Source organism: Nonomuraea sp. NPDC050536 (assembly GCF_044457685.1).
GTDB lineage: Bacteria > Actinomycetota > Actinomycetes > Streptosporangiales > Streptosporangiaceae > Nonomuraea.
Map to the genome: position 1 here is coordinate 329,386 of NZ_JBITHD010000004.1, position 13,009 is coordinate 342,394.

Annotated in this window: 12 protein-coding genes and 1 riboswitch; of the genes, 1 reads left to right on the forward strand and 11 read right to left on the reverse strand. The window is 70.4% G+C overall.

The features are described 5' to 3' along the window. The first annotated feature begins 72 nt into the window (after positions 1 to 72). Complete coding sequence (locus ACIBHX_RS14730) at positions 73 to 510, forward strand: hypothetical protein (protein WP_397067572.1); 438 nt, start codon at positions 73 to 75, stop codon at positions 508 to 510. A 390-nt stretch (positions 511 to 900) separates the two neighbouring features. Here ACIBHX_RS14730 and ACIBHX_RS14735 read toward each other — a convergent pair whose 3' ends face one another. The 11 genes from ACIBHX_RS14735 to ACIBHX_RS14785 form a co-directional block, all read right to left on the reverse strand. Beyond that, entirely contained in the window at positions 901 to 1,692 is a 792-nt protein-coding gene (locus tag ACIBHX_RS14735) for a tol-pal system YbgF family protein (RefSeq protein ID WP_397067573.1), read from the reverse strand. 27 nt (positions 1,693 to 1,719) lie between these two features. Then, positions 1,720 to 2,319 (reverse strand): hypothetical protein, encoded by a 600-nt coding sequence (locus ACIBHX_RS14740; protein ID WP_397067574.1) that lies wholly within the window; start codon positions 2,317 to 2,319, stop codon positions 1,720 to 1,722. A gap of 228 nt (positions 2,320 to 2,547) precedes the next feature. Further along, positions 2,548 to 5,358, reverse strand: coding sequence for an aminomethyl-transferring glycine dehydrogenase (gene gcvP, locus ACIBHX_RS14745; protein WP_397067575.1), 2,811 nt, complete (start codon positions 5,356 to 5,358; stop codon positions 2,548 to 2,550). 139 nt (positions 5,359 to 5,497) lie between these two features. Beyond that, positions 5,498 to 5,591, reverse strand: a riboswitch (glycine riboswitch). Positions 5,592 to 5,665: 74 nt separating this feature from the next. Continuing rightward, positions 5,666 to 6,286 carry a MerR family transcriptional regulator gene (locus ACIBHX_RS14750; protein ID WP_397067576.1) on the reverse strand — a complete coding sequence of 207 codons (621 nt, stop codon included), beginning with the start codon at positions 6,284 to 6,286 and terminating at the stop codon, positions 5,666 to 5,668. 147 nt (positions 6,287 to 6,433) lie between these two features. Then, entirely contained in the window at positions 6,434 to 6,904 is a 471-nt protein-coding gene (locus tag ACIBHX_RS14755) for a bifunctional nuclease family protein (protein WP_214316545.1), read from the reverse strand. A gap of 73 nt (positions 6,905 to 6,977) precedes the next feature. Beyond that, a complete protein-coding gene (locus ACIBHX_RS14760) occupies positions 6,978 to 7,631 on the reverse strand; it encodes a MerR family transcriptional regulator (protein WP_397067577.1) in 654 nt (217 codons plus the stop codon). Further along, on the reverse strand, positions 7,628 to 8,140 hold the full coding sequence (locus ACIBHX_RS14765; RefSeq protein WP_397067578.1) for an FHA domain-containing protein: 513 nt from the start codon (positions 8,138 to 8,140) through the stop codon (positions 7,628 to 7,630). The genes ACIBHX_RS14760 and ACIBHX_RS14765 overlap by 4 nt, the downstream gene beginning before the upstream one ends. 632 nt (positions 8,141 to 8,772) lie before the next feature. Then, entirely contained in the window at positions 8,773 to 11,274 is a 2,502-nt protein-coding gene (locus ACIBHX_RS14770; protein WP_397067579.1) for a sugar phosphate nucleotidyltransferase, read from the reverse strand. Positions 11,275 to 11,278: 4 nt separating this feature from the next. Beyond that, positions 11,279 to 11,860 (reverse strand): CDP-alcohol phosphatidyltransferase family protein, encoded by a 582-nt coding sequence (locus tag ACIBHX_RS14775; protein WP_397067580.1) that lies wholly within the window; start codon positions 11,858 to 11,860, stop codon positions 11,279 to 11,281. 115 nt (positions 11,861 to 11,975) lie between these two features. Next, positions 11,976 to 12,566, reverse strand: coding sequence for a phosphoribosylanthranilate isomerase (locus tag ACIBHX_RS14780; protein ID WP_397067581.1), 591 nt, complete (start codon positions 12,564 to 12,566; stop codon positions 11,976 to 11,978). 9 nt (positions 12,567 to 12,575) lie between these two features. Next, positions 12,576 to 12,983 carry a hypothetical protein gene (locus tag ACIBHX_RS14785; RefSeq protein WP_397067582.1) on the reverse strand — a complete coding sequence of 136 codons (408 nt, stop codon included), beginning with the start codon at positions 12,981 to 12,983 and terminating at the stop codon, positions 12,576 to 12,578. Between the last annotated feature and the right edge of the window lie 26 nt (positions 12,984 to 13,009).

Genomic DNA, 13,009 nt, shown 5'->3' on the forward strand with positions numbered 1-13,009 from the left:
ATCGGCGCCGTCTTCGGGGCGATTTTCGTTTTTGTGAATGCTCATGCCCCGTTGGGAGCTACCGCCGGGATTGTGCTGCGGGTGCTGGCCGGGATCGCGCTGGCAGTCGTGATCGGGCTGTGGTTCCGCGCGGCCAGGCCGGGTGCCGCCGCGGCGCCCGACAATGTCCCTTCGGCGCCGTTCTTCGGGGTGGGCTACCGGTGGGTGGTGGCCGGTGAGGTCGTGCTGCTGTTCGGCGGGATGTGGCTGATGCGTGCGCTCGGGGTGCCCGAGCAGGTGAACGTGGCCTGGATCGCCTTCGTGGTCGGCGTCCACTTCATGGCGCTCGCCCCGGTCTGGCGGCAGCGCAGCATCCTCGTCACCGGCGTCACGCTCACCGTCCTCGGCGTCGCGGGCTTCGCCATGGCCGCCGCCTCAGCCCTCACCTGGATCCCCTTCGTCAGCGGCGTCATCTCCGGCGCCGTCCTCCTCGCCGGCTCGCTAACCTTCGCCCTCCAGCCCCGCACCTAACCCGCATATCAGCCCCCTGCGCGGCACAAGCGGCTCCTCCACGGGTGCATTCCCGCGCCGGGGTCGGCGAGGCGTGGTGCGGCGCTCGTCCGGCGCAATGTACGGCGGGCCAGGTGGGCCGTGGCGCCCGGATCACCGGGGGACGCGGTGGCGGAAGCAGCAGGGACCGTGGTGACCAGATCACCGGGGACGCGGTGGCGGAGGTAGTGGGGACCGTGGTGCCTGGATTACGAGGCGCCGTGACGGTGGGTGAGTGTCACCGACTCGCCGGAAGCGCCGCCCGCGGGCCCGCGGCCGAAGTACGGCAGGCGGCCGTTAGCGGCGGCTCAGCCGTACAAAACGTGAAGAGTGGCCCAGCCGTACAAGAGCGGCCCAGCCGGACAGGCGGCGCTAGCGGGCGTAGCGGAGGCGGACCTCGTCGGCGACGGAAGGGTCTGGGTGGTTGAGGCCGTAGGACCACACGTGGTCGGCGTCGTCCGCGCGCCCGCGCAGGGGCAGCGTGCGGGCCAGCAGCTCGATCGCCAGCGCCGTGGTCCCCGGGTCGCCGCCCTCCTCGACCGCGGTGGCCAGCTCGGCGCAGGCCAGCTCCAGGTGCGCGATGCCGAGCTGCACCCGCAGCCGCGGCGCCTCCTCCTCCGGCGCCGTCTCCAGGGCCGCGAGCAGGACCTCGGCCGCGTCAGCGGGATCGCCCCGGTCGAGCGCCAGGTCGGCCAGGTGCTGGGCGGCGCGGGCGGCCAGCACCGGGTCGTCGCCGGTGACGACCTCGCCGAGCTCGCGTTCCGCCTCGTCGGCGTCGTCGGCCTGCATGGCGAGCCTGGCCAGCGCGAGGTGCGCGAGCGGCAGGTAGGCGTCGGTGCCGACGCCGATCACGGCCTGCCAGGCGGCCCTGGCCTGCTCGGCGCGGCCCTCGCGTTCGAAGCCGCGAGCCAGGTGGCAGGCGGCCTGGGAGGCGTACTCGGGGTGGCCGGTGGCCAGCGCGGTGCGGGCCGCGGCCCTGGCGCCCTCCAGGTCGCCCCGCTCCTCCAGCACCACGGCCAGACCCACCGCCGCCTGCGCCCTGTCGGGGCCGTCGGGGTCGGCGGCCAGCTCGATCAGTATGGCCGCCGCGCCCTCGAGGTCGCCCTGCTCGGCGAGATGGCGGGCGGTGTCGAGGGGTGGAGACTCCAGCTCTGAGGACGTCATCGGCCCGACTCTAACGACTTCCCGCGATCATGTCTGCCGACTTGGCCGTGAAGGGCTGGGCGGTTTGTCGCGGATCCACAGCCGGCGCACCGTCCTGATCATCACCAGGCCGAAGGCGGCCTGGAACACCGCCTGGCTGAGCACCAGGTGTCCCGAGTCGGACAGCACGTAGAGGCCGGACACGACGCCGCTGAGGAACTGCAGCGACACCAGGACGACCGCGAGGAACTCGCCCGCGTCCCACACGACCAGCCGGATGGCCAGGATCAGCTGGAACAGGAACAGCGCGGCGCCGAACGTGCGGTGCACCCAGTGGACGCCCTCCCCCAGCGTGTAGGGGGTGAGCAGGACGCCCACCAGCAGCAGCGCGAAGGAGTCTCCCGCCAGGCGGACGAGTCGCGGCGCGGGCAGCACGGGCGCGGCGGCTCGCAGCCCCCGCCGGGTGAACAGACCGGCGCCCACCAGGCCGATCGCGTAGGGCACGATCGTGCGCCAGTGGACGCCGAAGTCACTCATCCCGCAGTTGCCGGTCACGCACGAGGGCAGGACGACCATGCACACCAGTAGGCCGCCTAACAGGCAGACCTGCCCTTTGATCAGGTCGCCCACCACGTCGTCGCGCGCCAACCCGGGAGACCTCCCTGCAAAGTCAACCCGTCGTCACAACCACGGTACTGGTCAGTCCTCGTAGGCCTCCAGTGTTGTAGGACACAGTGCACGCGCAGACCTTTCTGGTCCTAGTCTTCGTAGGCCTCCAGTGTTGTAGGACACAGTGCACGCGCAGACGTTTCTGGTCCTAGTCTTCGTAGGCCTCCAGTGTTGTAGGACACAGTGCACGCGCAGACCTTTCTGGTCCTAGTCTTCGTAGGCCTCCAGAGGAGGGCACGCGCAGACCAGGTTGCGGTCGCCGTAGGCCTGGTCGATGCGGCGGACCGGGACCCAGTACTTGCCGTCGCGCAGCGACGCCACCGGGTAGGCGGCCTCGGTGCGGGTGTAGGGGTGGGTCCACTCGTCGGCGGTGACCGACTCGGCCGTGTGCGGGGCGTTGCGCAGCGGATTGTCCGTCCGGTCGTACTGCCCCGACCCGACCTTGGCGATCTCGCCCCTGACGGCGATCATCGCGTCGGCGAACCGGTCGAGCTCGTCCAGGTCCTCGCTCTCGGTGGGCTCGATCATCAGCGTGCCCGCCACGGGGAAGGACATCGTGGGCGCGTGGAAGCCGTAGTCGATGAGGCGCTTGGCCACGTCGTCCACGGTGACGCCGGTCTCCTTGGTGATCTGGCGCAGGTCGATGATGCACTCGTGGGCGACCAGCCCGCCACGCCCGGTGTACAGGACCGGGAAGTGCGGGGCGAGCCTGCGGGCCAGGTAGTTGGCCGACAGGATCGCCTGCTCGGTCGCCGCGGTCAGCCCGTCGCTGCCCATCATCCGGACGTAGGCCCACGAGATCGGCAGGATCCCCGCGGACCCGTACGGCGCGGCCGAGACGGAACCGGTGCCCCGCCCGGGCAGGAACGCGGCCAGGTGCGCCCGCACCGCGACCGGCCCGACGCCGGGACCGCCGCCGCCGTGCGGGATGCAGAAGGTCTTGTGCAGGTTCAGGTGGGAGACGTCGGCGCCGAACTCGCCCGGCTTGGCCAGGCCGACCAGCGCGTTGAGGTTGGCGCCGTCGACGTAGACCTGGCCGCCGGCCTCGTGCACCTTGGCGCAGACCTCGGTGATGCTCTCCTCGTAGACGCCGTGCGTCGACGGGTAGGTCACCATGATCGCGGCGAGCGTGTCACGGTGCTTGGCGATCTTGGCGTCGAGGTCGGCGAGGTCCACGTTGCCCTCGTCGTCGCAGGCCACGACCACGACCCGGAGGCCGGCCATGACGGCGCTGGCGGCGTTGGTGCCGTGCGCGCTGGACGGGATGAGGCAGATGTCACGCTCGCCATGGCCGCTGGCCTGGTGGTAGGCGCGGATGGCCAGCAGCCCGGCGAACTCGCCCTGCGAGCCGGCGTTGGGCTGGATGGAGACCGCGTCGTAGCCGGTGACCTCGGCCAGCCAGTCCTCCAGCGTCTCGATCAGCTCGCGGTAGCCGGCGGTCTGCTCCTCGGGCGCGAACGGGTGGATCGAGGCGAACTCCGGCCAGGTGATGGGCTCCATCTCCGTGGTGGCGTTCAGCTTCATCGTGCAGGAGCCGAGCGGGATCATCGACCGGTCGAGCGCGATGTCCTTGTCCTGCAGCTTGCGCAGGTAGCGCAGCATCGCGGTCTCGGAGTGGTGGGTGTGGAAGACCGGGTGGGTCAGGAAGTCCGACTCGCGCGCCAGCGAGGCCGGCAGCGCGTCCTGCTCGGCCAGGTCCGTCAGGGAGACGGCCACGCCGAAGGCGGCGGCGACCTGCTCCAGGTGGGCGAGCTCGGTCTTCTCGTCGCAGGAGATCGACACGTGGTCGTCGTCGACCCGCCACAGGTTGATGCCGCGCTCGGCGGCGCCGGCCACGACCTCGGCGGCCCTGCCGGGCACGCGGGCCAGCACGGTGTCGAAGAACTCGCCGTGCGCGACCTCGACCTTGCCCGCGCGCAGGGCAGCGGCCAGCGTCACGGCCATGCGGTGAGTACGGCGGGCGATGCGGCGCAGCCCGTCGGGCCCGTGGTAGACGGCGTACATGCCGGCGATGTTGGCCAGCAGGACCTGGGCGGTGCAGATGTTGCTGGTGGCCTTCTCGCGGCGGATGTGCTGCTCGCGGGTCTGCAGGGCCAGCCGGTAGGCGGGCGCGCCGTCGGCGTCGAGGGAGACGCCGACCAGACGGCCGGGCAGCTGGCGCTGCAGGCCCTCGCGTACCGACATGTAGGCGGCGTGCGGGCCGCCGAAGCCGAACGGCACGCCGAAGCGCTGGGAGGAGCCGATCGCGATGTCGGCGCCGAGCTCGCCCGGCGTGGCCAGCAGGGTCAGCGCGAGCAGGTCGGCGGCGGCCACGACCAGCGCGCCGGCGGCGTGCGCCTGCTCGGCGATGCGGCGGAAGTCCCTGACCCGGCCGGAGGCGCCCGGGTACTGCACGAGCACGGCGAAGCACTCGGGCAGCTCGCCCTCGAGGTCGGAGTAGACCAGCTCGATGCCCAGCGGCTCGGCGCGGGTGGCCAGCACGGCCTTGGTCTGCGGCAGGGCGTCGGCGTCCACGACGAACACGTCGCTCTTGGACTTGCCGGCCCGGTGCGCCAGCGTCATCGCCTCGGCGGCGGCCGTACCCTCGTCCAGCAGGGAGGCGCCGGCGACGTCCAGGCCCGTGAGGTCGGAGACGACGGTCTGGAAGTTGAGCAGCGCCTCCAGGCGGCCCTGCGAGATCTCCGGCTGGTAGGGCGTGTAGGCGGTGTACCAGCCCGGGTTCTCCAGCAGGTTGCGGCGGATGACCGCGGGGGTGATCGTGTCGTGGTAGCCCAGGCCGATCATGGAGGTCATGACCCGGTTGCGGCCGGCCAGGGCACGCAGCTCGGTGATCGCCTCGGTCTCACTGGCGGCGGCGGGCAGTTTGAGTCGGTCCTTGGCCCTGATGGCCTCGGGCACGGCCACCGCTACCAGGTCCGCGACGGTCTCGAAGCCGACGGCCTCGAGCATGCGCTGTTGCTCGTCGGCGTTGGGGCCGATGTGCCTGGTGGCGAACGGCGGTGCTGTCAAATCGGTCATGATGACTCCCGAGGCAGTGGAGACCGGCGCGCGGACGGTTCTCCCCCTCTGTCATCGGGACCTGAGAGCTTCACCCATGTGAGGGGCTTGCACCGTCGGTGAGACACGTCTGGCGGACGCGCCCGCTTTCCAGAGTTGCCTCGCCCGAGCGGTACGGGATGCCTGAGAGATTCCGGGGAGGGTTGCTCCTTCGGCGCCCCGGTTGCGGCCGGGGACTCTCCCGCACGGGGTCGTCAGCCGTTATGTTCCTAGATTACTACGATGAACCGTGTTAACCGGTCCATCGCAGGTCGTGGCATTTGTGCCTCTACCCTATGCGCCGGGCGCGCCGGCGGCGCGCGAGTTCGTCAGCGGGATGGTCGGCCGGGACGTCGTCCTCGACCGCCGCCCGTTCCCCCGGCAGCTCCGCGAGGGATCCCTCGACCTCGCGCCAGACCCTGCCGAGCGCGATGCCGAACACGCCCTGGCCGCCCTGGAGCAGGTCTATCACCTCGTCGGCCGAGGTGCACTCGTAGACGCTGACGCCGTCGCTCATGAGCGTGATCTGCGCGAGGTCTCCCACCCCGCGATCGCGCAGGTGCTGGACGGCGGTGCGGATCTGCTGGAGCGAGACCCCGGTGTCGAGCAGGCGCTTGACCACCTTGAGCACCAGGATGTCCCTGAAGCTGTACAGGCGTTGCGAGCCGGAGCCCTGGGCGGCTCTTATCGTGGGCTCGACCAGGCCGGTGCGCGCCCAGTAGTCCAGCTGCCTGTAGGTGATGCCGGCCGCCGCGCAGGCCGTCGGGCCGCGGTATCCGATGTCATCGGGCAGTGTCGCAGGCTGCTCGTCGAAGAGCAGGCCCTGCTCTCCGGCACGCTGCCGCGCACTCTCACGCCGCACCGGATCTTCCTGGCCGGCCGTCTTTCCCTCGCCGCTGCTGACCGCCACGCGGACCTCCGGCTTTCTCTCATCCCGTGGCCTGATCTGGGGGTTTGTAATGCGCGACCACGGGTTTCACTTGCACCGTAGGACCGTGACCATGCACAGTCAACGATCCCGCCCGGCGCGTCGTGAAGCGTAAATGCACTGAAATACCTACCCCGCCCTGCCAAAGTCTTCTGGAGTGATCGTGTCAAGGAACTCCTTGAACTTCTCCACCTCTTCCTCCTGGTCGTCAGGGATGACCACTCCGGCCTCCTGGACGACCTCCTCGCTGGCGAAGATGCGCGCACCGGTGCGGAGTGCAAGCGCGATGGAGTCCGACGGCCTGGCGCTGACCTCGACCCCGTTGGAGAAGACCAGGTCGGCGAAGAAGATGCCGTCGCGCAGGGCGACGATGTTGACGGCGCGCAGGCCTACGCCGAGCGCGCTGAGAACGTCTCTGAACAGATCATGCGTCAGGGGCCGCGGAGGTGGCTCCTCGGCTTGAGCGAGCGCGATCGCGGTCGCCTCGGTCATACCGATCCAGATGGGCAGGAACCGCTCCCCGTGTGCCTCCTTCAGCAGAACGATTGGTTGATTTGTGGGCATCTCTACGCGAACACCCACGACCTCCATCTGCAACACGGGCTGCTCCCGACTGGCCATGTGACCCGGTTCTTCTGCATTTCAACGTAACACCGTGCGGGGTCCCGCCGCCTCATCGGCCCAGAACGCTCCCGACGCCCGTTCGCACGAGCGCGGCGTGCAGGTCGAGCAGCAGGCCCGACAGTTCCCTGGCCACTTCGTCGGCTTCGCCGATGGCGCCGGGGGCGCGGCGTTTCAGAATCGGGGCCACGGTCTGCTCGACCAGGCCGGTCTCGCGCTCGGCGGCGGCCTTGACGGCGCGCAGATGGCGCGGGTGCAGGCCGAACCGCGCCAGGGCGCCGACGCTGCGGGCGATCTTCAGCGCCTCCTCGTCGTAGCGGCGGGCCTTGGCCTCCAGCAGGCCGTAGTCCTCCAGCTCGGCGAGTGTCTCCTCGTCGAGCCCCGCCGCCTCGAGCAACTCCTCGCGGCTGAGGCGGATCTCCATGGCCTGCTGTACGGCGTGCGGGCGGCCGAACGACTCGGCCATCTTGTCCTTGATCACCCGCAGCGGCAGATAGTGGTCGCGCTGCTCGGTCAGGATGAAGCGCAGCTGCTCCACGTGCAGGTGGGTGAACTTGCGGTAGCCGGACGGGCTGCGCTCAGGCTCGATGAGCCCCTCACCCTCCAGGAATCGGATCTTGGAGATGGTGACGTCGGGGAACTCGCCTTGGAGCAGGGCGAGCACCTCCCCGATGCTCATGTGCGAGCGCGCCGCCTGAGCACTCATGCCTGGGCGTTGCTCCGCTGCAGGAACAGGAGGCGGAACTTGCCGATCTGCACCTCGTCGCCGGAGTGCAGTCCGACCTCCTCGATGCGCTCCCTGTTGACGTAGGTGCCGTTGAGGCTGCCCACGTCGCGCACGGAGAACACGCCGCCGGGGTGACGGTAGAACTCCACGTGGCGTCGGGAGACGGTGATGTCGTCCAGGAAGATGTCGCTCTCCGGGTGGCGCCCGGTGGTCGTCAGCTCCTTGTCGAGCCGGAAGCGGCTGCCCTGGTTGGGGCCCCTGGTCACGGTCAGCAACGCCGCGCCGGGCGGCAACTGCTCGACCAGAGCCCGCTCCGCCAGGAGCATGTCCCCCGTCTCAGCCTCGTATGCCTCGATTCCCGCGACGGAGATCGTCGACGTCGTGTCCCCCGCGACCTCGGACCTGGTCAGCGGTGAACCACACCGGGAACAGAAACGGGCATCCTCGGGGTTGGCGTGCCCGCACTGCGTGCAGTAGACGCTCGGCATCGATCGGCTCGGCCTCCTACCGCGAAGACGCGGCAACGGTGCTTTGGCGCGCCTCGCTTCGCTCTTCAAGTTTGCGAATGCCGCAACTTACGCTGATCAGCGAGAAAGGTCAAGGCGGGGCGCCGCGCGACGGCTTGGACGGTGACAAAGTTACCGCCGCCGCTGTCCCGGGTCCATCCGCACCGCTCTCTCTCGGCATTGATCTTATTCACGTTCCGGCTGTCTTTCATCCCCCTGTCCGCCACAAGTCCCCGGCCCCTTACGCCCGCTTCCCGACTACTCAGCGTCACGCCCTCCGCCAGGCGCCTCTCAGGCCGCCTGACCACCACCCCCAACTCCACCCCTCCCACGAGCCCTCAGCAGCCCTACAGCCTCCCCTGGAGCCTCTCCACGCCCCCGGCCATCCCCAAAGAATCGGGTGCTCCAGGAGAGCGGTACGGCGCTTTCCGCGCCGGGGTCGGGCGAGGAGGAGGTCGTACGGAGCGATGTACGGCGGGCCAGGGGGACCGTGGTGCCCGGAGAACGGATCGCCGTGGCGGCGGGCAAGCGGCACCGACTCGCCGTGAGCGCCGGTCGCGGGCCCTCAGCCGAAGTACGAGGGGCGGCCGGTGGCGGCGGCTCGCCGTACGACATCAATGTCCAGACGCGTGCTCGACGATCCGGGCCCAGCGCTCGAGGAGGGATTGGGCGGAGTCGACGTCCTGGGCCTCGGCCCAGAGGGCGGTGACGGGGTCGCCGGCGGCGGGCAGGATGAGGACCCAGCTGCCGTCCTGGGCGGCGATGCGGACGCCGTCCGTGGTGTCGACACGGTGGCCTTCGGCTTCGGCGGCCTCGATGACCGAGCGCATGACCGCGCCCTTGGCCGCCCACGGCGTGGGGACCGTGCGTTTGAGGAGTTTGGCCTCGGGGATGCGGGCGTCGATCTGGCTGAGCGACAGCCTCGTGCGCGCCACCAGGCCGAGCAGGCGCATGAAGGCCGCCAGCCCGTCGACGCCGGGGCTGAACTCCGGCACGATGAAGCCGCCCGCGCCGTCGGCGGCGAAGATCATGTCGTCGCCCTCGGCGGCGGAGGTGAGGGCGTTCAGTGCGGTGGAGGTCCATTCGACCTGCACGCCGTGGAAGCGGCAGACCTGCTCGGCGACGCGGGTGGTGGTGACGGGCAGCGCGACGCGGCCGCCGCGGCGCTCGGCGGCGACCAGGTCGAGGACGACGAGCAGGGCACGTTCCTCGCCGATGAGCTGGCCCATCTCGTCCACCAGCGCGATCCGCTCGCCGACGGGGTCGAAGCGGACGCCGAAGGCGGCGCGCGAAGAGCTGACGAGCTCCGACAGGCGCTGCAGGTCGCGGCGGCGCTCGGCGAGGGTCTCGGTGGGCGAGATGTCGTCCAGGCGGGCGTTGACGGTGAGCACCTCGATGCCGACGCGGCCGAGCAGGGTGGGCAGCACCAGCGAGGAGGTGCCTCCCGCGCAGTCGACGACGACCTTCATGTCCCGCACGCCCGTCATGTCGATGCGGCGCAGCAGCTCGTGGGCGTAGTCCTCGACGATGCGGGCCGGGTAGGTGAGCTCGGCGATCTCGCCGGGGAAGGCTCGGCGGAACTCCTGGCGGGAGAAGACGCGCTCGAGCTTGCGCTGGGCGGTGGGCGGCAGGTCGGCGCCGCGGGGGTCCATGACGATGATGTCGACGCTCTGCGGGTCGCCGGCCGTGGTGCGCAGCGCGATGCCGCCGGAGGCCGACTCGCGGGCGGTGTGGAAGCGGGCCACGGGCAGCGGCGCGGCCTCCAGGTCGAGCACGTTGATGGCGCCGGCCGTCAGCGCGCTGATCACGGCCCGCTTGAGCGCCCGCGCGGCCAGCGAGGAGTCGCGGGAGGTGACGACGCTCTCGCCCTTCTTCAGCGTGGTGGCGTAGGCGCTGGCCAGGCGGACGCACAGCTCCGGGGTGATCTCCACGTTGACCAGGCCGCTGACGCCGCGCGGGCCGAACAGGCTGCGCTGGCCGCGCGACTCCCAGATGACGCTGGTGTTGACGACGGCGCCGGCCTCGATGGTCTTGAACGGGTAGACGCGGACGCCGCTGGAGACGTAGGCCTCGGCCTCGATGACGCACTCGTCGCCGATGATCGCGTCCTCCTCGATGCGGGCGCCGGTCATCACGTCGGTGCTCTTGCCGATCACGCAGCCGCGCAGGTGGGTGCCGGGTCCGAGGTAGACGTTGTCGTGGATGACGGCGCGGTGCAGGAAGGCGCCCTCGCGTACGACGGCGTTGTTGCCGAGCACGGTGTACTCGCGCAGTTCGGCGCCCGCCTCGACCTTGGCGTAGTCGCCGATGAGCAATGGGCCCCTGAGCACGGCGTCGGGGTCGATGGTGGCCGACTCGGCGACCCAGACGCCCGGGGAGCGTTCGAAGCCGCCGATGTCCACGCGGACGCGTCCGGACAGGGCGTCGGCCTGGGCCTTGAGGTAGCTCTCGTGGGTGCCGACGTCCTCCCAGTAGCCCTCGGCGACGTAACCGTAGAGCGGGGCGCCGCGGTCCAGCAGCTTGGGGAAGACGTCGTGGGCCCAGTCGACGACCTCGCCGGCGGCCACCTCGTCGAGGACCTCGGGCTCCATGACGTAGATGCCGGTGTTGACGGTGTCGGAGAAGACCTGGCCCCAGGTCGGCTTCTCCAGGAAGCGCTGCACCCGGCCGAGCTCGTCGACGATGACGATCCCGAACTCCAGCGGGTTCGGCACCCGCTTCAGACCGACCGTGACGAGCGCCGAGTTCTCCCGGTGGAACCGGATCATCGCCGATAAGTCGACGTCGGTCAGTGCGTCGCCGGAGATGACCAGGAAACGGTCGTCGCGCAGGCGGTCGGCGGCGTTCTTGACGCTGCCGGCGGTGCCGAGCGGCAGGTCCTCGGTGGCGTACTGCAGGCTCATGCCGAGCTCGTCGCCGTCGCCGAAGTAGTTGCGCACCAGCGCGGCCAGGAACTGCACGGTGACCACGGTTTCGGTGATGCCGTGCCGTTTGAGCAGCCGCAGCACGTGCTCCATGATCGGACGGTTGACCACGGGAAGCAGGGGCTTGGGCTGGTTGGCGGTCATCGGGCGCAGCCGAGTCCCCTCCCCGCCCGCCATGACGACCGCCTTCACGCGATCACTCCTTCTTGGCGTCCGCTACGAGCTGCCGCACCTGTACGACATACAACACCCCTGCCCACCAGTACAGGCCGATTCCCCACAGTGCGAAGGCCCAGCCCGCAACCCTTGAGATATCGGCATACCACCCCGTGTGGGATGCAAGGAAGAGGAGGGGAAAGGCATACATAAGGCAGAACATGGCTGCCTTGCCCAGGAAATGCACCTGGAGTGCCTTGTAACCGTGTTTGCGGAGTACGGGGGCGAAACTCACGACGAAGAGTTCGCGACCCAGGATCACCGCGACCAGCCACCACGGGATGACGTCGCGCAGCAGCAGCCCGATGATCGTGGAGAACACGTAGAGCTTGTCTGCCGCCGGGTCGATCAGCCTGCCCAGGCGGCTGGTCTGGTTGAACGCCCGCGCGATCTTGCCGTCCAGCCAGTCGGTGAACCCGGCGACCGCCAGCAGCGCGATCGCCCACCCGTCCGCCTTCGGCCCCAGAATCAGCCAGAGGAAGACAGGGACACCGAGGAGGCGCAGGAAGCTCAGCAGGTTCGGAACCGTCCAGATCCGGTCCTCGGCGGAAGTTTCGCTCACGCAGCAGACCCTACTGCGTGCATCCCGCCGGATTTTCTCCCGCCCAGCGAGAATTTCTCCTGCCCGGAGCTCCCCTACGCCGCGAGCGTTCTCTTGGACGGCACCACAGGAAAGGCTAGGAGCGGGCGGCGGCGAGGAAGGACTGGATCAGGGGGGTGCTCTTGACGCCGGGGGAGGTCTCGAGGCCGCTGGAGACGTCGACCCCCCAGGGGTCGGCGGCGGCGATGGCGGCGCGGACGTTGGCGGGGGTGAGGCCGCCCGCCAGGAGCCAGCGGCCGGTGGGGCGGCCGCGGATGGCCGCCCAGTCCCACGCCTGCCCTGAGCCCGCGTGCGGCGCGTCGACCAGCAGCAGGTCCTCGTCGAAGGCGCCGCAGCGCAGGTCGGCGGAGGAGTCGACGGCCCTGATGAGCGTCTTGGACAGGTCCTTGAGCGCGGTGAAGTGGGAGTGCGGGTGCTTGGGCCCGTGCAGCTGGATGGCGCGGACGCCGGAGGTGAGCACCGCCTCGCGCACGGCGTCAGGCTCCTCGCCGCGGAAGACGCCCACGGTGAGCACGTGGCCGGGCACCAGGGCGGCGAGCTCGGCCGCCCGCGCGGGCGTGATCTGGCGGGGGCTGCGGGTCATGACCAGCCCGATGGCGTCGGCGCCCGCTTCGACGGCCGCCTCGACGTGCTCGGGCTCGCTCAGCCCGCAGATCTTCACGAACACCCTCCCAGGCTAGCGGCGCCTGGCGGCCCCCGGCGACCACGACCAGATGAGCATGGCGCCGATCAGGCCGAACAGCAGCACGCCGTTGGGCAGGTGGGCGCCGAGCCAGAGCCAGGTGACGTGCTGCAGCCCACCGACGACGAACAGCGCGACGCTGGCCAGAGCGGGCCATCCGGCGCCGCGTCCCGGCCGCCAGACCAGGACGGCCAGCACGATCTGGACGAGCGCGACCAGGTGGACGACCAGCCCGGCCATGACGTGCGCGTCGGCCAGCGCCCCGTTGGTGGCCACGGCCTGACCGGCGAAGGAGGCGGCGACCAGCAGCGCGGCGGCCTGGGCGATGATGACCAGGCGCAGGCTGTAGAGCAGGCCGGGCGAGACGCGCTTGACCGGCGGCGGCGCGAGGGTTTCGTGCATCGTTGTGATCCTTTCGTCGGAACGAG